The sequence below is a fragment of the Rhodococcus sp. PSi06 genome (assembly GCF_054960675.1).
Genome location: NZ_JBHNYO010000002.1, coordinates 354,423 through 375,851 on the forward strand (window position 1 = coordinate 354,423; position 21,429 = coordinate 375,851).

Sequence of the window (21,429 nt, forward strand, 5' to 3'; positions counted from 1 at the left end):
TGTCGAACCAAGGACCGGATCTACCGTTATTCAGGCAGTCCCTCGATTGCAGGACCATCGATGCCCAGCTCTCGGACCGTGCGCACGTAAGTGGCGACGTTGCGGAGTTTCACGTCCTCGTACCCCCGAACGAGCTCGGGCGCTTGAGCGAATTGCACTGCCAGGGCGTAGTTCTCGGTGGTGAGATTGGAAGCCAGGCCGGTGATCGTTGCTTCGTAGTGAGACAGCAGGGTGCGTTCGATTCGTCGGACCTTGGCATAACCGAATGGATCGAACGGAGTACCTCGGAGAACCTTGCCGTGAGCCAGGACTTTGAGTGCGAGGTGACTGCGTGGGCCCAAACCGATCTTCTTCTTCCGACCGAGAGCCTTGAGCATGGGCGGGTGGAGCTTGTAGGTCAGCTTCTGACCACCGGGGACCTCGGCGGCGACCGATTCGACGAAAGCCTGATCGGTGAGCATCCGAGCGACCTCGTATTCGTCCTTGTAGGCCATCAACTTGTGCAGGCCTTGCGCAACGGCCTCGGTCAGCTGGGTTCCGGTGCCGAGCGCCTGGTCGGCGTCCCATACTCGCTGGACCGTGGACAGGTAACGGCGCGTGATCGCCGGGCCCTGGTAGGACATCAGCTGTGCTGCGCGACGCTCTACCAGCTCGAGTACGTTCCCCTGTACGGTAAGTCGGCTGAGCAGGTGCGCCGGCACCGCAATGTCGCTGCGGGTCGCCGCGCCACGTGGCGCAACCGCGGCGGCGAAAACGGTCGGTTCGGCGACGTGGGTTCTGCCCCAACGGAATGCGGCAATATTTGTGGCCACCGCGACGCCGTTGATGGTGATCGCCTCTTCGATGGCCGTGGCCGGGATCGGCAGGCCACCGGCTTGATAGGCGGCGCCGACGAGGAGGAAATTGGCGGCGGCGGTGTTGCCGAACAAGGTTTCTGCCGCGGCGAGCGCATCGAAGGTGAACATGCGGGAGCTTCGTGCGGTGAGTCTGTTCACGAGGTCGTCGTCGGCCGGGTATTGCACCGACGGGTCGTACACCATGTCGCCTGTGGGGGTCTTGCTGGTGGAGGCGACAGTGATGGTTCGGTCGGTGTTGCCGTAGTCGGCGTTCTTGACGTCGGCGGCCGTCAAGAGGTCGAACGCGAGGATGCAGTCGGCCGAGGATGGGCTGATGCGGTTGGACGATGCGCTCGGTTCGGTCGAGAGTCGCAGGTGTGAGGTGACCGGGCCGGCTTTCTGACTCAAGCCGGTCTGATCGAGGCCCTCCACGTGCAGATTCGAGCGCAGCGCGGCCATACCGAGAACCTGGTTGACGGTGACGATTCCGGTTCCGCCGATTCCAGCCAGGAAGATGTTGTGGGTTCCCGTCAGCGGGGCGTGCTCGGGATCGGATACCAACGGTGGCTTCGGAGCCTCCGGGCGAACCACCTTGGCGTCGTCCGGCACCTCGACGGTCACGAACGAGGGGCAGTCACCTTCGAGGCAGGAGTAGTCGGTGTTGCAGGAGGACTGGTCGATGGTGGTCTTGCGTCCGAACTCGGTGTCGATCGGCTGCACCGACAGGCAGTTGCTCTTGACCCCGCAGTCACCGCAGCCCTCGCAGACTGCTTCGTTGATGATCACGCGGGTGCGGCGGGGAGGGAGGTTGCCGCGCTTGCGTTTACGGCGAGCCTCTGCTGCGCACTGCTGGTCGTAGATCAGAACAGTGACCCCTGGTGTGTCACGGAGGATCAGCTGCGCTTCGTCGAGCCGTTCTCGCGGCCACAGTGTCGAACCGGATGCGAGGGATGCCTTGCGGTGCCGTTCGGGTTCGTCGGCGCAGATGATGATCTTGCGGACGCCTTCGGAGGCGAGCTTGTGGGTCAGTTCCGGGACGGTCAGGCCCGCTTCCGCGTCCTGCGCGCCGGTCATGGCGACGGCAGAGTTGAACAGGATCTTGTACGTGATGTTGACTCCGGCGGCGATGCACGCCTGTACCGCGAGTTGGCCGGAGTGGAAGTACGTTCCGTCGCCGACGTTCTGAAAGATGTGACCGACATCGGTGAATTGGGTCTGCCCGATCCACTGAGCTCCCTCTCCGCCCATCTGTGTGAGGCCGGTGACCTGCGAATCGGCACGCGAGGACATGGTGACCAGTGTGTGACAACCGATTCCGCCGCCGGCGAGCGATCCTTCCGGGACGGCAGTGGATCGGTTGTGGGGGCAACCCGAGCAGAAGTACGGTGCTCGTTTGGCCGGCAACACGGTCAACTCCAGCACCGGGGGCGGAGGCTTGGGCAGTTCGACGTGCCCGCCGAGAACCCGGCGCAGAGGTCGTGACAAGCGTGCCGCGGTGAGTTCGCCGTCCGAGGGCACCAGCGGCGTTCGATCGTGGTGCACCTTTCCGACGACGCGAGGTGCATCGAGAGTCCCGTACAGGATCTCCTTGAGCTGAGTTTCGACGAAGGACGTCTTGTCCTCGACCACAAGCACCGTCTCGAGGCCTGCGGCGAACTGTTTGATCTTGCTCTCGCCCAACGGGAACGGCATACCGATGCGCATGACGCGGATGCCGGTCTCTTCCAGACGTGCCGCATCGAGACCCAGTTCATCGAGCGCCTGCCGGACGCTGTCGTACGCCGTTCCGACAGCGACGATTCCCATCGTCGCCGTCGGCGGGTCGACGTCGATGGAGTCGACAGGATTGGCCTCGGTGAACCGTCGAACCATCTCCCACCGAGGGCCGTACATGTCGGCCTCGGCGAGCACACTTTCTGGGGGAGATAGCAGCATTCGCTGGCGGTAGGTCCACGGTCGACCGTTCCACTCGATCTCGGGGCGTTCGATGGTGAAATCGGAGAAGTCCCGGTCCAACGTCCAGATGCCGTCCGCGACATCGGCGACCAGCTTCATCGACGACCAGCACCCGGACAGTCGAGACAGCTCGACGCCCAGCAGCCCGAAGGCGATCACCTCTTCGGCATTACGGGGAAAGAAGATCGGCATACCCAGCGCCGCAAGGGATTTCTCGCTCGCTGCCGGAACGCTGGACGACTTCGCGGCGGGATCGTCGCCCACGAGAACCAGCACCCCGCCGGTGGGATTGGCCCCGTACATCGTGCCGTGACGAAGTGAATCGCTGGCGCGGTCCAGGCCGGGGCCCTTGCCGTACCAGACGCCCACGACTCCGTCATGAGTGCGGGTGCCCGACGGCAGATCCATCTGACTGCCCCAGACCGAGGTGGCTGCCAGTTCCTCGTTCATCCCCGGGACCAGATGAACGTCGTGATCGCTCTTCAACTCGGGGATTCCGGCCAGAAGCCGATCCAGTCCGGCGAGCGGACTGCCCTGATACCCCGAGACGAAGGTGGCGACGCGTCGGCCGGCCCGCTGATCGCGTTCGTGCTGCTCGACCAATTGGCGCGCGATTGCCTGGACTCCTGTCATCAGCACAGGCCCGGACTTCGACCGGTAGCGATCAGCAAGGTCAACTGAGGCGGCCGGCTTTCGCACGTCGTTCATTTCGATAGTCACAAGAATCCAATCCATGCATCAGCAGGCACGCCCACGATGGTTAGTGATGTGTTCATCTTCCATATCTGCGTTAATCTGATCAATACAAACGACTGCAACTATGCAATACAGTCAATCGGAGGCTGTAATTGCGAATGGAGCTGATCCCAATGCTCAACATCGACCGCTTGGACATCGACCTACTGGGCGCGCTGTCCCGCAATGCTCGGACCGGGATCGCCGAACTTGCCGCCACACTCGGCGTCGCGCGTAATACCGTGCAGGCCAGGTTGACTCGGATGGTCGACGGGAATTTCTTGGCCGGATTCCGGCCCGAACTCGATCTGGCGGAAGTGGGCATCGACGTCCAGGCGTTCATGGCTCTGGAGTTGCAACAGGGGCGACTGAATTCTGTTGTGGATGCGCTGGCATCAGTGCCCGAGGTTCTCGAGATTCATGCCACGACGGGTCGAGAAGACTTGCTCGTTCGAGTCGCGACGGCCACGCACGCCGACCTGCAGGACCTCATTCAACGCGTGGTGTCCATCGAGGGGGTGTCGCACTCGAGCACAACCCTCACACTGACGACTCCGCTGCGGTACCGGATCCAACCGCTGCTCGAACATCTGGGCCAGGAACGCGGATGGGGGCGCTCGACGCCGATCGCACGTTGATCGGAAACTGAGCCATGTCGGCCCTTCGATCAACGTGCGATGGGCGGAGAATCAGCGCCGTGCAACCAATCTGCGACCGACCAGATCGAGCATGACCTCGTTGGCACCGCCGTAGATTCGCTGAATTCGCGCGTCGCGCCAGATTCTAGCGATCGGCGTCTCCTCCATGTAGCCATAGCCACCGAAGTACTGGAGCACCTGATCGACCACTTCCCATTGGAGATCTGTTGCCTTTGCCTTGACGCCGGCCGCCTCTTCTGCGGTGAGCTGTCCATCGTTCAGCGCAAGGACACAGCGATCGATGTAGGTCTCGAGGATGTCGGTCTCGATGTGTAGATGTGCCAACATCATTCGAATCGACTGCATGTCCGCGAGCGGTTTGCCGAATGCGATCCGCTGGGTGAGGTGCTCCAGACCGAGCGTGAGCGCGTGACGCGCCGACGCCACGCCGGACACCGCGATCGACAGTCGCTCGCGGGGGAGATTGCCTACGGCAGCGGCGAATCCGCGCCCTGGTTCTCCGATGATGTTCGAGACCGGAACTCGACAGTCATCGAAGAACAGTTCGGCCGTGTCCTGCCCTTTACGGCCGATCTTGTGCATCGGTCGGCCCCGCTCGAATCCGGGTGTGCCGGCCTCGACCGCGACGAACGTTGTACCTCGGCCGTCTCTCTCGCCCGTTCTGGTCAGCACGATCGCGAGATCGCAAGTGGCACCGCTGGTGATGAACGTCTTCGACCCGTTGAGCACGAGCATGTCGCCGTCCCGCCGTGCCGTGGTCTTGATGGCGGCGAGATCCGAACCCGCTTCGGGTTCGGTCATTCCGAGCGAGACCACCAGGTTGCCGGCAGCGAAGGGCGGGTGCCATCGCTGCCGCTGTTCGTCGGTGGTGAGGTCGCGCAAGTAGGGCAGGATGATGTCGTTCTGCATGGAGAAGAGATCGGCGGCGATGTTGGCTGCCACCACCTCCTCGGTCATGATGGCGTTGTATCGGAAATCGTCGATTCCCAGTCCACCGAGCTCGGGGTCGAGCTCGAAGCCCAGGAACCCCGACTCGCCCGCTTCGCGGATGAACTCACGATCCGGGGTGCCTGCCTCCTCCCACTTCTCGATGAAGGGCACGGCTCTGCGATCCAAGAATGTGCGGAACGCTTTCCTGAAAGACTCGTGTTCGGAGTCGTACAGCGTCCTATGCATGCGTCACCTCCCGATCGGTGGACTCCGCCTGGCGCACAAGCGAATCAGGCGGAGTGAATCGTGGTCCATGGCGCTCCGCCAGGTCCTGCGCCCGCGCGACGAACGCGCTGACGCCACCGGGATAGCCGCTGACGAATTGTGCCGCTCCGCCGGTCCAGGTGGGGAATCCGATACCCAACATCGATCCTACGTTTGCATCGGCTGTGCTGCGCAGCAATCCGCTCTCGAGGCACCGGGCGGTGTCGAGTGCCTCGGCGAAGAGAAGCCGATCCTTCAGCTCCTCGAGATCGTCGCTCGGTCGACTGGGTCCGAATTCATCTTCCAGTCCCGACCACAATCCGGTGCGCTGTCCATTCTCGTACTCGTAGTATCCGGCACCTGCCGCGCGACCGGAGCGCCCGAGAGCATCGACCAAGCGTGTCAGCACAGTGTCGCCGGGGTGCTCGTGGAATTCACTCGCGGTTCGCTGAGCCTCGGCCCGGAACTGCCCGTAGATCTTGTGCGGCAACGCCAAGGTCAATTCGTCCGACAATGCCAAGGTGCCGAGCGGATATCCCGCCTGCCGGGAGGCCTGCTCGATCGACGACGGTGAGATGCCTTCCCCCACCATCGCGGCGGCCTCGAGCAGCCTGGTCAAAATGACTCTGCTGGTGAAGAATCCGCGGCCGTCGCCGACCACGATCGGAGTCTTGCGCAACTGCCGGACGATGTCGTAAGCCTTCGCCAACGTGGCGTCGCTGGTCTGCTCGCCGACGACGATCTCGACGAGCTCCATACGTTCTGCGGGAGAGAAGAAGTGCAGCCCGACGAAGTCGGCAGGTCGGTCGACAGTCCCGGCCAATCCACTGATGGGCAGCGTCGAGGTGTTGCTCGCGATCACAGCGTCGGGTGCCACGACGCCGAGTATTTCTCGGATGACCGTGGCCTTGAGGGTGGGATCCTCGAACACTGCTTCGATGACGAGGTCCACCCCGGAAAAATCTGCGGGATCGGCGACGGCGGTGATACGCGACAGGATGTCCGCGGCGCTTTGTTCTGTTCGCGACCCTCGGGAAACCTGTTTGCCCAAGGCCTTTTCCGCGTAGGCGCGTCCCCGCTCGGCAGCCGCGACATCGACGTCCTTCAGCAGGACCTCGATGCCGACCGTGGCCGCAGCGAGCGCGATGCCGGCACCCATCATGCCTGCACCGATGACCCCGAGCCGTTCGGCGTGGTGTGTCGGGAACCCGTTCGGTCGGCTAGCGCCCGACGCGATGGCCTGACGGTCGAAGAACACACCCTGAATGATGTTCTTGGCGATCGGCGACGTAGCGAGTTCGACGAAGTAGCGTGTCTCGACGTCGAACGCCGTGGTCAAGTCGACCTGGGTGCTCTCGACCGCGCTGGCGAGTATCGCGGCGGGAGCGGGCATTGGCGCTCCCTTGTATTGAGCGCGTAGCGCGGCGGTGCGGACTGCGAGGGTCGCCTCCACAGCCGGGTCGTAGGCGGTGCCACCGGGGATTGCCGAGCCGGCGTCCCACGGCTGACGCGCGGTCGGATTCTCCGAGATCCATTGTCGGGCAGCAGCTACAGCCGTACCGACGGGCACGACGTCGTCCACGAGGCCGAGATCGCGGGCCGCGGCGGGACCGTAACTGTGTCCACCGAGCAACACCTTGTCGAGCGCAGTGTCGAGTCCGAGCAGCCGGACTGTCCGAACCACGCCGCCGCCGCCGGGCAGTAGTCCGAGCGTCACTTCCGGTAGCCCGATCTTGATCCGCGGGTTGTCTGCCACGATGCGGTGATGCGCGGCCATCGCGAGCTCGAGGCCACCTCCCAGAGCCGAGCCTTCCAAGGCAGCCACCACGGGCACACCGAGGGTCTCGAGTGCGCGTAGCTGAGCCTTCACGCGGTTCGCGAATGCGGTGAGGTCGGCAGCGTCCTCCGGGCGCGCCGCCAGCAGTTCGTTCAGATCGCCACCGGCAAAGAACGTTTTCTTTGCGGACGCGAGCACAACGCCGGTCAGTCCGTCTGTCTTACGGAGCGCGTCCAAGACCGCATCCATGGAGGACAGGTACGCCGCACGCATCGTGTTGACACTCTGGGCCGGGTCGTCGAACGTGAGCGTGACCAGGCCGTCGACCTCGGTCAGAGTGATCGTGTTGTCGTGATCGTTCATGGCTTCAGATCCGTTCGATGATGGTTGCGATGCCCATGCCGCCGCCGACACAGAGCGTGACCAGTCCACGTCGCTGGTCCCTGCGTTCGAGTTCGTCCAGCACTGTTCCGAGGATCATCGCTCCGGTGGCACCGAGCGGATGTCCGAGCGCGATCGCGCCTCCGTTGACGTTGACCTTCTCGTGCGGAATGTCCATGTCGCGCATGAACCGCAGTGCGACCGAGGCGAATGCTTCGTTGATCTCCCACAGATCGATGTCGTCCGGAGTCAATCCTGCGATGGCTAGGGCCTTTCGGCTGGCCGGCGCCGGGCCGGTCAGCATGATCGTGGGCTCGGATCCGGCGACTGCCGTAGCGACGATCCGAGCACGCGGCGTCAGTCCCATGTCGATGCCCACCTGCTCGTTACCGAGCACGACGAGTGCGGCACCGTCGACGATCCCCGACGAATTACCGGCGGTGTGAACGTGGTCGATCTTCTCGACCCAGTGGTACTTCTCCAAGGCGATGGCGTCGAAGCCTGCCGCGCCGAGCTTGACGAAGGCCGATGGGAGGCGACCGAGGGACTCGACCGTGGATTCCGGACGCGGGTACTCGTCGGTGTCCAACACGGTGACGCCGTTGCGATCGCTCACCGGAACAACACTGCGCTCGAAGCGCCCATCGGCTATGGCCTTGGACGCGCGGACCTGTGACTCGGCGGCGAAGGAATCCACATCGTGGCGGTTCCAACCCTCCAGTGTCGCAATGAGATCGGCTCCAATTCCCTGCGGGACGAAGTCTGTGCCGAGAGCGGTCTCCGGATCGTTCGCCCAGGCACCACCGTCGGAGCCCATCGGTACCCGCGACATGCTCTCGACGCCTCCGGCGAGCACCAGCTTCTCCCAACCGGACGCGACCTTCTGTGCGGCAGTGTTCACCGCCTCGAGGCCCGATGCGCAGAACCGGTTCATCTGCACTCCTGCAATCGACTCGGGCAAGCCCGCAGCCAGAATCGCGGTTCGCGCGATGTCCGCACCCTGATCCTTGACGGGCGAAACGCAGCCGAGGACCAGATCGTCGATGGCGGACGGATCCAGTCCGGGGTTGCGCGCGAGGGCAGCGTTCAACAGACCGACTGTCAACGTGACCGGCTTGACGCCATGCAAAGAGCCCCTGCGTCCTTTGCCTCGCGGGGTCCTCAGTGTGTCGTAGATCAGGACATTGTCGGCCATGGATTCTCTTTCGGTTCGTGAGGCAGCCGCTGATCACGGCGGGACGGGCCGGGCCGGAATGCCCGACAGAATCGGCATCGTAGAACGGCGCGGCGAGGTGTGAAAAAACCTGGGGCGCAACGAGTCGCTGCGAAAGTCGCCGCAGCACCCAAGCTGATAGTGCACCTACTTGACACGGATGTCAATAACCTCGCCCGAGTTGCCGAGCGCAGCACGGTGCGCAGATGTGACACGACTCGATGAAGGAAGCTCGGGGCACCCTGGTTCCGACGTGAGTGCCGGGGACGTCGGTCGCGGGTTCGTCGAATCCGACCGTTGCACGGTGCGCTGAGCGGACGCCGTTGTGGTCCGTCAGCCCGTCGGGCGCACGGTCCGTGCAGGTTGTAGCGATTTTTCCCAGATGGCGGCGAGCGCTTCGATCAGACGGTCCTCGTCGAATTCATGGTCGAGCGTGAACCACATGTAGCAGGTGTATTCGATCATGGCACCCAGCGCCTCGGCCGTGTACTCGACATCCAGGTCAGCGTCGGCGAGGCCGGCAGTCTGCATACGCTTGATGCCACGTTGTGTCCGCTCGACGAATGAACGCCGGACGTCGAGTCTCAGGTTGCGCAGATCGGGTGCCGAGAAACCCACCTGTTCCATGACTCCGATGATCTTGGCATTGGGCCTGTACGCATGGACGTAACGGATGATCGCGTCGTGGACGCGGTCGTGGAAGTCGGCGTTCGTATTGGGTAGGGCCATCGATCCGAGCATGTCCTCGACAACCGCCGACGACACCTCGCTGAAGATGGCTTCCTTGGTGTCGAAATAGGTGTAGAACGTTCCGTGCGAGACACTCGCCTCGCGCGCGATATCTCGAATGGACGCGTCGACGAACCCTTGCCGCTCGAAGACCCGTCGCGCAGCGGCGAGTAGAGAAGCCTTGGTCTGAGCTCCGCGCCCGGTGAGAGGCCCCTCATTTCGACGCGTTTGCTGTATTTCCGTAGGTCCCGGCACCGCACCTCCCGCAACAACACTTCACCCGTGTGAAATGCACCGTCCGCACGGTACCGCGCGATGATGTTCCGGCTGTCAGCTGCCCGCAGGCTTCGCGCCTCCGGTGTCGAGCAGCCAGTCGACTATCGCTAGCGCTGCCCGCAATTTGATGACCGGCGTGTCACTCGCGTGAGCGCACAGCGCGAACGCCTGCTGGACGCGATAGGTCACCGCGTTTCGTGAAATATGCTCTAGTGCAGCTGTTTTCGCCAGGCTCCGGTCCAAGTCGAGGTAGCAGCGCAGGGTGGATCGCAACTCCTTCATTCTCGGGTCGTCGGCCCCGAGTGGGCCGAGATAGCGGGTAACGAACTGCGCGGCACCCGCCCGATCCGATAGCAGGAGCGCGTCCAGGTCGACATCGTGATGAGGAACCGTCGTGGTGTGTCTACCACTGCCCTGACGGATCAGACGCTCCACCGAACGAGCCTCGAGGTGTGTGCGGCGAAACCCGTCGAGTCCCATTCCGGCCTGGCCGACGACGAGGTTGGCGTCGGCGAACTCCGGCAATTCACCTACCGGGTTGCGGTAACCGTCAGCAGCGAAAGTGCCCCAAGCCCACAGGGTGTTCGAGCCCACGGGTATCACCAGCGACGCCCGCGGCTGTCCCCAGCACTGCAGGACTGGATCGATAGCCGCCCGGAGGCGATGAGCCGTGCGCTCTCCGGGGGCCAGATTCCACGCGATGATGGCCACATGTGGACCGTTGAGCGGATAGCGGAGCAGCCGTTCGGCGTCAGGGATGTCAGTGCCTGCCCCGCCGACGATCTTCTTCACCAGTTCCAGCTGAGCGGCCGAGGTGCTTTCCCCCCACGCGCTCTGCTCATCGAGGAACACCGCCGTCAACGAGGCGATGAAGTCGTCGATGACGCCGAAAAGGATGTCCGTCACCCGACGAATCTCGACGAAGCTGTCCGGTGACGACGTAGCAGATATCGCGTCGATGAAGGCAGCGTTCAGGATCGAATGTCCGAAGCGGATCGCCTGGGCGAACTCGCCGAGCTTCAGACCGCGGCGTGCGAGGTCTCGCGTGGCTTCGACGGATTCTGCACTCACGACCGACAGCTCCGAATCGGCGGATCCCGAGACGATGGCCAGCACACGCAGTGTCGTCGACGTCGTTGCGCGAAACAGTGCGTCCACGATCGACACGCTTCCGCCGAGCAGCGGAAGCTTTCGACTCGCTTCAGCGATGGCGGCCTCTCCTACCTCGGCGGCCCACATCACGGCCCCGTGCCCCCACGCGACCCGAATTCGATCGGCGTCCGCACCGACCCATTCGTACTCACGGCCACCGACCTGAGTGCTCGAAAGCTGGCTCGCCCAGTGCATTTCACGCCACCTCCTCTTCGGTCCGTGCGGAGCCGGCGACGTCGACTCTCAGTCGATCTGGCTCCGGAGCCAGACGGGGCTACGCGCTGTGGGCTGGCTGCCAATTGTGAGCAGCGTAACACCGGGGTAATTCTTTAAAGGCGTCCTGTTTGCTCGAGGCCCGAGCACGACACAGGACATCGCCACCTATCTAGGAGCTCGACAATGACACTCACGACCGAGCCAGTCCGGACCGACGCGCAGAAGGCCGAACTGTCTGCCGAATTGGTCCGTAGGGCAGAAGCGCTCGCACAGTTCGTCGCCGACGGGGCTGCCGAGACCGAGCGCCGTGGTTCTGTTTCAGCGGAGGCCATCGAAGCCTTCACCGACGCCGGCTTTTTCAAGATCCTGGTTCCGCAGAGCTACGGCGGCTACGAGCTCGGCGTCGACACGATGGCGCGCGTCGTGCGGGCGATTGCTCCGAGCTGCGCATCCACCGCCTGGGTGCTCGCGTTCTACATCGGCCACAACTGGCTGCACGCGCTGTTCCCCGAGAAGTCGCAGGACGAGGTTTTCGGCGAACGTTCCTTCGCGTTGACTCCCGGGACATTCGCCCCGTCGTTCACCCTGACTCCGACGGACGGCGGCTATTTGGCGAGCGGCCGGAGTTCCTGGAATTCCGGAAGCGCCGCCGCCGAGTGGTTCATGAACGGGGGTTTGGTGAAGACGGAAGGGCAGCCGCCGAGTCTGCTGTTCTTCCTCGCCCCCCGATCCGACGTCGAGGTGATCGAGAACTGGGACGTCGCGGGGTTGCGCGGAACAGCCAGCCACGACCTGGCCCTGGACCAGGTGTTCATCCCCGAACACCGAACCGTCGACGCAGCCTCGGTCATGAACGGGACATCACCCGGTGCGGCGCTGCACGACAACCCGCTCTACGCGATGCCCGTCATGCCCTTCATCGTCGGTGAGATCCTCCCCGTTGCTGTCGGAACGCTGCGGGGTGCAGCGGACGAGTTCACCCGTGTCACCCAGAACCGGTACCTCAGCGACGGATCCGGCGCAACCAGCAAGCAGTCCCTTCGAATTGCGATCGGCAGGGGTGATGCCGCTGCTGCGCTGGCTGATTCGATGCTCGAGACCTATCTCGATATGCTCGGCAACACGCCCACTTCCGAATTGCAGCAGACGATCGTACGCGGCCGGCTGAAAGCCGAGGGGGCGATGATCACCGATTTCTGCGCGACCGGCGTCAATCAGCTCGTCGCTGCCGCCGGTGCCAATGGATTCCGCAACAGCTCCCCCATGCAGCGTTACTTCCGAGACATCAACATGATGCGCGGCCATGCGACGCTCGACAGTGAGCGTGCCACCGAGTCCTACGGTGACGTCATGCTCGGACTGACCCCCAAGGCTCCCGTCTAGCCGAGATGCACTGTCGCCGAACGATTCCTGCAACAACCACCATCAATCCGTGAACACTTCCACAAAGGAGACGCTGTGAGCGAACAGCAGAAGCAAGCAATCTTCGACTTGCTTCGATCAGGACCCAACCCGGCGACGCTGTCGGTGGCCGACCTGCGGTCGATGGTCGACCAGGGCGGCGCCGTGACCAAGCCCCCAGGGGATGTCGTCATGGAATCGGTGACGATCGGCAATGTACCCGCCGAATGGTCGGTCACCCCTGCAGCCGATCCCGCCGGCGTCATTCTTTATTTCCATGGCGGTGGTTTCATCTTCGGCTCGCTCACGTCGCATCGCGGTCTGGTGACGCAATTCGGTGCACAGGCCGGAGTCCGCACGCTGGCGATCGACTACCGGCTCGCGCCGGAAAACCGCTTTCCTTCTCCTCTCGAGGATGCCCTTGCCGCGTATCGGTTCCTGCTCGAACAGGGAGTCGACGCGGAGCGGATAGTCCTGGCGGGCGACTCGGCCGGTGGCGGTCTGGTCATCGCGACTCTGGTGGCCCTGCGTGACGCCGGGACGCCACTTCCGGGTGCCGCGGTATGCATGTCTCCGTGGGTCGATATGTCCTTGGCAGGCGAGTCGATGAGCACCAAGGCGGACCTCGACCCTCTGGTGAGCAGCGCCGTCCTGACATGGGGGATGGACGAGTTCATCGACGCCGGAGATCGCAACGATCCCCGGGCGTCGCCGCTCCTCGCAGATCTGAGCGGACTTCCTCCGGTTTTGATCCAGGTCAGTTCCCACGAGGTGTTGCTCGACGATGCGACTCGGCTCGCAACCCGGCTCGGAGCCGCCGATGTCGCTGTGCAACTGCAGGTGTGGCCGCAGATGCCGCATGTCTGGCAGCTGTATGCCGACATCCTCGACGAGGGGGCAGACGCGCTGCGTCACGCAGCCTCGTTCGTGCGCGACCACATCGGCTGACGCGGACACCTCCCGAATTCTTTTCTCTCGCACAGGCAGCCTATGGAGGCATGACAGTGGAAGACCAAGCACTCGTTCAAGGGCACCCCTCCACCAGCGGGGACGATTTCCCCCTGAACGTCAACACGTTGTTCCGCCACGCGGTGCGCACGTACCCGGAGCAGCACGTGGTGTATCGCACTGCGGACGGTGGTTGGGATCGATACACGATGGGCGAGTGTGGAATTCGAGCATCCACCGCGGCAACGGTGCTCGCTGAACTCGGAGTTACGGCAGGCGATGTCGTAGGAGTACTCGACTGGAACAGCAAGCGCCATTTCGAGCTCTACTGGGCGATCCCGGCGCTGGGTGCAGTCTTGCTGCAGATGAACCTCCGGCTGGCACCTGCCGATCTCGCATATGTCACCGGCCACTCGAATGCGACGATCGTCCTGGTGGACGAGTCACTTCTCGAGGTAGCGGAATCCATCGCTCCCCTCAATCCGCACGTGCGGCACTGGGTGGTGATGACCGACAGGCCGTCGAAGGACGTGAAGACCACCCTTCCGAACGTCAGTTATTTCGAGGACCTGATGCGCACGAGTGAACCACTCACTGCGTGGCCGATGCTGTCGGAGCAAGCCGCCTATTGCGGCAGTTACACCACGGGCACCACCGGTCGACCCAAAGGCGTCTTCTACTCACATCGCTCGCTGTATCTACACGCAATGACGATGGCGTCGCTGCTGGAGATGAGCAATGCAGACTGCACTTTGCTGGTAGCGCCCATGTTCCACGCCTTGAGCTGGGGACTGCCTCAGGCAGCGATCTACGCCGGTTCGAAGATCGTTCTTCCGGGTCGCTACATGGCGTCAGATACATCGGTGTTGATCGACGCGATGGTTGCCGAGGGTGTGACCGTGGTGAACGGTGCACCGGCTATTTACCAGCCGATGCTCGACCACATCGTCGAGATGGACGCCAAACCCGATTTTCATCGGGTTCGTATGTTGTGCGGGGCCGCCGAACCACCTGTGTCCCTCATGCGAGACCTGTTCGAGCAGACCGGAGCCGAGGTCATTCACGGCTACGGTGCCACGGAGACAACAGCATTGATCTCCATCAATCGAGTGAAGAAGTCTCTTCAGGAATCGTTGTCGGACGACGAAGTGTGGGAACTCAAACGGTGCCAGGGGCTACCGCTGCCCGGCATGGAAATACGTGTCGTCGACCTGGATGGACACGCACTGCCACATGACGGAAAGGCAATAGGAGAAATTCTCGTCAAGGGGCCGGGTGTTGCCACGAGCTATTACGACTACAACGGGGACGACACGCATTTCACGGACGGTTTCTGGCGTACCGGCGATATCGGAAAGATTCTTCCGAACGGCTACCTCAAGTTGACCGACCGACTCAAGGACGTCATCAAGAGCGGTGGCGAGTGGATCTCCTCGATCGACATGGAGAACGCTCTCGTCGCTCATCCGGACGTTCGCGAGGCAGCAGTGGTGGGTGTACCGGACACCAAGTGGCAGGAGCGGCCGGTCGCCCTGGTCGTACTCAGACCGATGTCCACGACCACTGAGGATGATATTCGCGCCACGCTCGATGGACTGTTCGCCCGGTGGCAGATGCCAGACGAGATTCACTTCGTCGACGCCATCGCGCGAACGAGTGTCGGCAAGATCGACAAGCGCGCCATCCGTGCCGAACTGGCCGAACTGGCCGAACTAGCCGAACCATCGACCGGGGTGCCGCGTGACCAGTCGACCGTCGGCGCGAATTGAGGGATGCAATCATGACTCTTGTGAATAGTCCGGCTCCGATCCGGACGACCGAGCTTTCGAATTCTTCCACCCCTGCGGAACGTCTCGCCAACGGCATAACGGCTCTCGCGTCGGGCCATGCCATTGTTTTGTGCGACAACGTCGTTCGACCCGAGTGGGCCGAATTGGTGTATCTCGCGGAACGCGCAGACGTCCCGACCACAGCATTCGTGATCCGACACTCGTCAGGATTTCTGCAGGTGGCGCTGCCGGCCGATCGTTGCGACGAACTCGGCCTGTCAGCGCAGTGCGGCTCGAGCCCGTCAGGTATACCTCAGTGTGTCTCGGTAGACTCGTCTGCCGGTATCGGTACCGGCATTTCAGCCACAGATCGTGCCGCGACGATCAGACTGCTCGCATCGTCTTCGTCTGCGCCGCAGTCGTTCACGCGGCCCGGTCACGTGGTCCCGGTGCGTGTCGACGCCGGCCAGCATTCCGACGACAAGTGTGCATCGGCCTCTCTCCTTCTCGCATCCCTGGCAGGTGCGAGCCCGGCAGCTGTGCTGGCAACGCTCGAAGGAATTTCTGATTCGACACGCGCAGCCGAGGGTCCTGAAGTTGCTCGATTTGCTCGCGAGTACGGCTTGTGCCTCGTAGCGCTCAGCGACCTGCCACGCAGTGCCGACACCGCACAGCGCCTTTCTGACGGCCTCGGAGTGCTCGTGGGTCGACTGCAGACGTGGCTCTCGAGGAATCGACCGACAGTTGGCTACCGAACACCGAAATTGCCTGTATCAGAAGGGAAAACCGTAGAGATGGTACGACCGCAGAAGGGGTCCGTCCGATGACCTATCGCATCGCCGTCATTCCAGGCGACGGAATTGGTCCGGAAACGGTCGGCGTGGCAGTGGAGGTCATGAACGCCATGGGCGTCGAGTTCGAGGACGTGCGCTTCGACATCGGTGCCGATAGGTTCTCTCGCGACGGTCACGTCCTCGACAACGAGGACGTCCTCAGGCTTCGTGAGTGCGATGCGATCCTGAAAGGCCCTATCGGACCGGCAATCACCGACCGGTCGATACCTTCAGGGACTGTCGAGCGTGGCATCATCCTCCGTCTACGCACCGAACTCGATCTCTACGTCAGCGTCCGTCCTTTCGTGGGCGCATCGAGCGATTTCGTGGTCATCAGGGAGAACAGCGAAGGCGCGTATGCCGGCGAAGGCGGGTTTCTTCGACGCGGCACAGCAGCCGAGGTGGCCACTCAGGGATCTGTCAACACTCGACTCGGAGTGGAGCGATGCATCCGTCATGCGTTCGCGGTGGCCGCATCTCGACCGCGGCGCCTACTGGCCCTGGTGCACAAGAAGAACGTGCTCACCTATGCGGGCGACCTGTGGCAGCGCACCTTCGACGAGATCAGCCCTGAATTTCCAGATGTGTCGACGGAGTACTACCACGTCGATGCGGCGTGCATCCATCTCGTGGAGGATGCGGCGCGCTTCGACGTCATCGTCACGGACAACCTTTTCGGAGACATTCTCACCGACCTCGCTGGAGCCGTCACCGGAGGCGTCGGGTTCGCCGGGACGGCGAATCTGAATCCAGAACGCGCGTTTCCGTCGATGTTCGAACCGGTTCATGGGTCGGCCCACGACATCGTCGGTACCGACCGGGTGAATCCCAGTTCTCAGCTGCTGTCGACCGCGATGATGCTCGAGTTTCTCGGCGAGATCGAAGCAGGTGCCAAGATCCGAAAAGCACTGACCGTCACCATCGACGCCGGCACAGCGCCCAACCGAATCGGCCCCGAGGTACTCGATCTTCTTCGAAGCACGGCGGTCCTGTGACCGGCGCAGTGGACGGACGGGTTGCCGTCGTGACCGGGGCGTCTCGCGGTGTCGGCCGAGGCATCGCGGTGACTCTGGCCGCCGGGGGCGCGGCGGTTGCGGTGAACTACCGCAAGGACTCCGATGCGGCCGACGAGGTGGTCCGGCAGATTCGAGCCGGTGGCGGACGGGCACACGCGTTCCAAGCGTCGATAGACGATCGCGCCGCAGTCGACGCGATGGTCGATTCCATTCACGGTCACTTCGGGCCGGTATCGATCGTGGTCTCCAACGCCGGCACGGCCAGCAAAGGCGCCGGCGTGGCCGACACTCCCCTGTCTCAATTCGAATCGCAACTCGCCGTACATGCGTTGGGGCCGATCTCTTTGGTGCAGGCACTCCTGCCTGATCTACGTGCCGGCGGACGCGGCGACATCGTGATGATCTCGAGCAACACCGTTGCGACCACACCCGCAGGTGCCGCGCCGTACACCATGGCCAAAGCGGCCATGGAGACAGCCGTGATGACCCTCGCCCGCGAGGAGAGACGGCACGGCATTCGGGCCAACATCGTGGCCCCCGGCCTGGTGGACACCGACATGGGTCGCCGACTGGTCAGGGCGACCACGGGTGACGAGCTCGGCGAGAACTCACGCGATTTCCCTTTCGGCCGCGTGTGTACGCCGGAGGACATCGCGGGGGTCGTGAGCTGGCTCGTCTCCGACAGCGCGAGCTACGTGACGGGCCAGAAAATAGCCGTGGACGGCGGGGGGCCCGGCGTGTCCATCTTCTGACCCTGCCGCAGGCAGCACCACCCAGATCACGTCCCACCCGCAGATGACCGACCTCGGCGGGTGGGACGCTTCAATCGGACTGCTGACGATCTACGAAGGAACGGCCATGACCATCGAGGAAGACACCGGCCGCCATGCTGCTGCAGGTACGACGGTGACCGGCGTGGCGAACGCCGAGACGCTCGACATGCTGCTCGCAACCCGTTTCAGCTGTCGGGCGTTCACGTCACAGCCGGTCCCCGACGAGACGATCTGCGCGATCCTGTCGATGGCGCAGCGCACCGCCTCGTGGTGTAACAGCCAGTCCTGGCACCTCGCGATCACGAAAGGCGCAGGCACCGAGCGCCTACGTACAGCATTGACGAACGCAGCGAGCCAGGACATCGTCGAGGAAACGGATATTCCCTTTCCTCGTGAGTACCGCGGTGTGCACCTGTCGCGGCGCCGCGAGAGCGGCTTCCAGTTGTACAACGCTCTCGACATTCAACGCAGCGACATAGACCGTAAGCGTGAACAGGCACACCAAAATTTTCGATTCTTCGGTGCGCCACACGTGGCATTCATTCACACCGATGAAGCACTCGGACCGTACGGGGCCGTCGATTGCGGCGCCTACGTCAGTAACTTTCTTCTCGCAGCAACCGCCTTCGGTGTCTCGACCATCGCGCAAGCGGCGCTCGCGGTGTACCCGAACATCGTCCGCGAACAGCTCGAACTCGATTCGGACAGAACGATCGTCTGCGGCATCTCCTTCGGATATGCGGATCCCGATCACCCGGCAAACAGCTACAGGACGAATCGGGCCGAGATCGACGAAGTAGTGGATTGGATCGATAGATGACGACGACCGAACAACCCCGTGTCGACTCTGAGCGGGTCGGCGACGTACTCGTGATGAGGATGAATCGGCCCGCGAAAAAGAACGCCGTCGACGCCGGGATGACAGCCGCTCTGGACGCAGCGTTGAACGAGCTGGACGACGATCCCTCACTCCGATGCGGAGTGTTGACCGGGACGGCCGAAATATTCAGCGCTGGAACCGATCTCGCGTCAGGCCCCGGTGACCCAACGGAACGCGGCGGCATGTACGGGATCACTGCCCGACGCCGGAACACGCCTCTCATCGCCGCCGTCGAAGGATACGCTCTCGGTGGCGGCTTCGAGATCGCGCTCGCATGCGACCTGATCGTGGCGGGCCGATCCGCCCGGTTCGGACTCCCGGAAGTCACTCACGGCCTGGTCGCCAACTGTGGCGCATTGTTTCGCGCTCCTCGGGTGCTGCCTCTGAACGTGGCACGACAACTTCTGCTGACCGGCGTCGCCATCGATGCTGACCGTGCTCTCACACACGGGCTGGTCAACGAGGTGGTCGACGACGGCACCGCCGAACACGCTGCGCTCGCGTTGGCTGCAGTCATCGCCGCCAATGGCCCCGTCGCTGTCCGATCCACCCTCGAGGCAATAGAGGCACTCACCGCCTCGACGGATGCCGACGGGTGGGTCGTCACGAAGCAAGCGGCAGCCACGGTGGCGGCGTCCGCAGACTTCGATGAAGGAATCGCGGCGTTTCTCGGTCGACGGGCACCGAAGTGGTCAGGACGGTAACTGAGTCACGGTGAACGACCACGCTTCGGCAGCGTGCAATGGATCGGACAGCGAGATTCACAGATCCATTGCAACGCGGCCGAAGCGGTCGCTCAGCTCATCGACTCCAGGCCTGCGCCGGACTCCGGCGCAGGCACAGCACCCTTGACGGTCGGCACTCCAGAGACGTAGTCGGCATCAGGCGGTGCCCAGCGAAGCGATTTCGTAACCCGAGGCTCGGGATGCGGCCAGCATGTCTTCGCGTTCGACGACTTTGACGCGTTCGCGGCCTTCTTCTTCGCCGAGGGAGCGTTCGTGTGCGTCGAGGCGGTACCAGCCGTCCCAGGTGGTGAAGGGAACTTGCTTGCCTTCGAGGAACGAGGTCACCGCGTCGAGGTCGGGTTCGGTTGCACCGGTGAAGTTCGGCATGTCTTCGAGCAGGTTGGCGACGGTTTCGTTGGCGTCGCCTTTGGTGTGTCCGATGAGGCCGACGGGTCCGCGTTTGATCCAGCCGGTGACGTAGGTGGCGGGCACCGGTGTGGTGGAGGACGGGTCTGGAGTGGAGCCTGCGGAATGACCATCAGCAGGGCCGACGACTCGTCCGGCTTCGTTGGGGATGGTGCCTGCTTGTTCGTCGAAGGGCAGGGCGCTGATGTTTTGGCTGAGGTAGCCGACGGCGCGGTAGACCGCTTGGACGTCCCAGTCGTTGTATGTGCCGGTGCCGCGGACGTTGCCGGTGCCGTCGAGTTCGGTGCGTTCGGTGCGCAGTCCGACGACTTTGCCGTTCTCGCCGAGGATTTCGGTGGGGCTTTCGAAGAAGTGCAGGAACAGTTTGTGCGGGCGGTTGCCGACGTCGCGGATGGCCCAGTCCTGGAGGGTGTTGGCGACCATGTCGACCTGCTTGGAGTTGCGGCGGGCCTGCTCGGAGCCTTCGTCGTAGTCGATGTCCTCGGGGGCGACGATGACTTCGATGTTCGGCGAATGATCGAGCTCGCGCAGTTCGAGGGGGGTGAACTTGGCTTGGGCGGGTCCGCGGCGGCCGAAGACGTGCACTTCGAGTGCTTTGTTGGCTTTGAGGCCTTCGTAGACGTTGGCGGGGATTTCGGTGGGGAGCAGTTCGTCGCCGGTTTTGGCGAGGACGCGTGCGACGTCGAGGGCGACGTTGCCGACGCCGAGGACGGCGACCTTCTCGGCGTCGAGGGGCCAGGTGCGGGGGACGTCGGGGTGGCCGTCGTACCAGGAGACGAAGTCGGCGGCGCCGTAGCTGCCGTCGAGGTCGATGCCGGGGATGTTCAGGGCGCGGTCTGCGTTGGCGCCGGTGGAGAAGATGACGGCGTCGTAGAAGCGGCGTAGGTCGTCGAGGTTGATGTCGGTGCCGTAGTCGATGTTGCCGAGCAGGCGTACCTGGGGCTTGTCGAGGACCTTGTGCAGGGCGGTGATGATGCCCTTGATGCGGGGGTGGTCGGGGGCGACGCCGTAGCGGATGAGTCCGAACGGGGCCGGCATCCGTTCGAAGAGGTCGATGCTCACGCCCGGTCCGCTGACATTGTGGTCGGACTTCATGAGCGCGTCGGCGGCGTAGATGCCTGCCGGTCCGGCACCGACGATGGCGACGCGGAGAGGTCTCGTTGGACTGAACATGAAATGGGGCCTTCGTCTCGATGGTAAGGATGCAGAAAGGGAAAGACACTCCGCATGCAGAACGGGGATCTGATCGGATTCGGGCCACTACGAACGACACTTTCATGGCGTGGAGTAACCAGATCCTTTGCTGCTCAACAGTGTTCTCGACCGTGGACAATGTCCAAGGGAACGCAGCCATCCAGCAAACACATGGCGGAACTGTGCAATGTCGAACTCCGCGAACGGATCTGGCCTCGAAGTGGCTGTAGCGGCATCAATCGTTGTGGTCGATTCCTCCGTGGTTGGGCGAACTCGACGCTGCCGTACGACGGCTTGTGGCCGATGCGAACGTCAAGCGTGGTCGTCGATATCGAAAGAT

The 21,429-nt window shown here is 63.2% G+C and carries 16 protein-coding genes; 9 read left to right on the forward strand and 7 right to left on the reverse strand.

Going from position 1 to position 21,429, the window contains the following annotated elements; all coding sequences use genetic code 11:
• Positions 1-26: 26 nt before the first annotated feature.
• A complete protein-coding gene (locus tag ACFI9K_RS04110; RefSeq protein WP_462662360.1) occupies positions 27-3,527 on the reverse strand; it encodes an indolepyruvate ferredoxin oxidoreductase family protein in 3,501 nt (1,166 codons plus the stop codon).
• A gap of 134 nt (positions 3,528-3,661) precedes the next feature.
• On the opposite strand from ACFI9K_RS04110, the gene ACFI9K_RS04115 reads away from it, so the two are divergent.
• Positions 3,662-4,165: an Lrp/AsnC family transcriptional regulator gene (locus tag ACFI9K_RS04115; RefSeq protein ID WP_462662361.1), complete on the forward strand. Its 504-nt coding sequence runs from the start codon at positions 3,662-3,664 to the stop codon at positions 4,163-4,165.
• Positions 4,166-4,216: 51 nt separating this feature from the next.
• Here the strand turns inward: ACFI9K_RS04115 and ACFI9K_RS04120 are convergent, their stop codons facing one another.
• The 5 genes from ACFI9K_RS04120 to ACFI9K_RS04140 all read right to left on the reverse strand — a co-directional run bounded on the left by ACFI9K_RS04120 (position 4,217) and on the right by ACFI9K_RS04140 (position 11,103).
• Positions 4,217-5,362 (reverse strand): acyl-CoA dehydrogenase family protein, encoded by a 1,146-nt coding sequence (locus ACFI9K_RS04120; RefSeq protein ID WP_462662362.1) that lies wholly within the window; start codon positions 5,360-5,362, stop codon positions 4,217-4,219.
• Positions 5,355-7,520, reverse strand: coding sequence for a 3-hydroxyacyl-CoA dehydrogenase NAD-binding domain-containing protein (locus ACFI9K_RS04125; RefSeq protein WP_462662363.1), 2,166 nt, complete (start codon positions 7,518-7,520; stop codon positions 5,355-5,357). Before ACFI9K_RS04125 ends, ACFI9K_RS04120 begins: the two co-directional genes overlap by 8 nt.
• A gap of 4 nt (positions 7,521-7,524) precedes the next feature.
• On the reverse strand, positions 7,525-8,733 hold the full coding sequence (locus ACFI9K_RS04130; RefSeq protein ID WP_283316742.1) for an acetyl-CoA C-acetyltransferase: 1,209 nt from the start codon (positions 8,731-8,733) through the stop codon (positions 7,525-7,527).
• Positions 8,734-9,084: 351 nt separating this feature from the next.
• Positions 9,085-9,735, reverse strand: coding sequence for a TetR/AcrR family transcriptional regulator (locus ACFI9K_RS04135; RefSeq protein ID WP_283316741.1), 651 nt, complete (start codon positions 9,733-9,735; stop codon positions 9,085-9,087).
• Between the two features lie 75 nt (positions 9,736-9,810).
• The gene (locus ACFI9K_RS04140; protein WP_283316740.1) at positions 9,811-11,103 is read right to left on the reverse strand and encodes a PucR family transcriptional regulator; all 1,293 of its coding nucleotides are present in this window, start codon (positions 11,101-11,103) and stop codon (positions 9,811-9,813) included.
• Positions 11,104-11,307: 204 nt separating this feature from the next.
• Between ACFI9K_RS04140 and ACFI9K_RS04145 the strand changes: the two genes are divergently transcribed.
• The 8 genes from ACFI9K_RS04145 (at position 11,308) to ACFI9K_RS04180 (ending at position 19,448) form a co-directional block, all read left to right on the forward strand.
• Positions 11,308-12,507 carry an acyl-CoA dehydrogenase family protein gene (locus ACFI9K_RS04145; RefSeq protein WP_462662364.1) on the forward strand — a complete coding sequence of 400 codons (1,200 nt, stop codon included), beginning with the start codon at positions 11,308-11,310 and terminating at the stop codon, positions 12,505-12,507.
• Between the two features lie 75 nt (positions 12,508-12,582).
• Positions 12,583-13,473, forward strand: a complete 891-nt coding sequence (locus ACFI9K_RS04150) for an alpha/beta hydrolase (protein WP_462662365.1) — start codon at positions 12,583-12,585, stop codon at positions 13,471-13,473.
• A gap of 50 nt (positions 13,474-13,523) precedes the next feature.
• Positions 13,524-15,242 carry a long-chain-fatty-acid--CoA ligase gene (locus ACFI9K_RS04155; protein WP_462662366.1) on the forward strand — a complete coding sequence of 573 codons (1,719 nt, stop codon included), beginning with the start codon at positions 13,524-13,526 and terminating at the stop codon, positions 15,240-15,242.
• An 11-nt stretch (positions 15,243-15,253) separates the two neighbouring features.
• Positions 15,254-16,069, forward strand: coding sequence for a 3,4-dihydroxy-2-butanone-4-phosphate synthase (locus tag ACFI9K_RS04160; RefSeq protein WP_462662367.1), 816 nt, complete (start codon positions 15,254-15,256; stop codon positions 16,067-16,069).
• Positions 16,066-17,070: a 3-isopropylmalate dehydrogenase gene (locus ACFI9K_RS04165; protein WP_462662368.1), complete on the forward strand. Its 1,005-nt coding sequence runs from the start codon at positions 16,066-16,068 to the stop codon at positions 17,068-17,070. Before ACFI9K_RS04160 ends, ACFI9K_RS04165 begins: the two co-directional genes overlap by 4 nt.
• Entirely contained in the window at positions 17,067-17,843 is a 777-nt protein-coding gene (locus ACFI9K_RS04170) for an SDR family NAD(P)-dependent oxidoreductase (protein WP_283316729.1), read from the forward strand. Before ACFI9K_RS04165 ends, ACFI9K_RS04170 begins: the two co-directional genes overlap by 4 nt.
• Before the next feature lie 106 nt (positions 17,844-17,949).
• Complete coding sequence (locus tag ACFI9K_RS04175) at positions 17,950-18,684, forward strand: nitroreductase (protein WP_462662369.1); 735 nt, start codon at positions 17,950-17,952, stop codon at positions 18,682-18,684.
• Positions 18,681-19,448, forward strand: a complete 768-nt coding sequence (locus tag ACFI9K_RS04180) for an enoyl-CoA hydratase-related protein (protein WP_462662370.1) — start codon at positions 18,681-18,683, stop codon at positions 19,446-19,448. Before ACFI9K_RS04175 ends, ACFI9K_RS04180 begins: the two co-directional genes overlap by 4 nt.
• 177 nt (positions 19,449-19,625) lie before the next feature.
• Here the strand turns inward: ACFI9K_RS04180 and ACFI9K_RS04185 are convergent, their stop codons facing one another.
• Positions 19,626-21,068 carry an FAD-dependent oxidoreductase gene (locus tag ACFI9K_RS04185; protein WP_462662371.1) on the reverse strand — a complete coding sequence of 481 codons (1,443 nt, stop codon included), beginning with the start codon at positions 21,066-21,068 and terminating at the stop codon, positions 19,626-19,628.
• Positions 21,069-21,429: the final 361 nt, after the last annotated feature.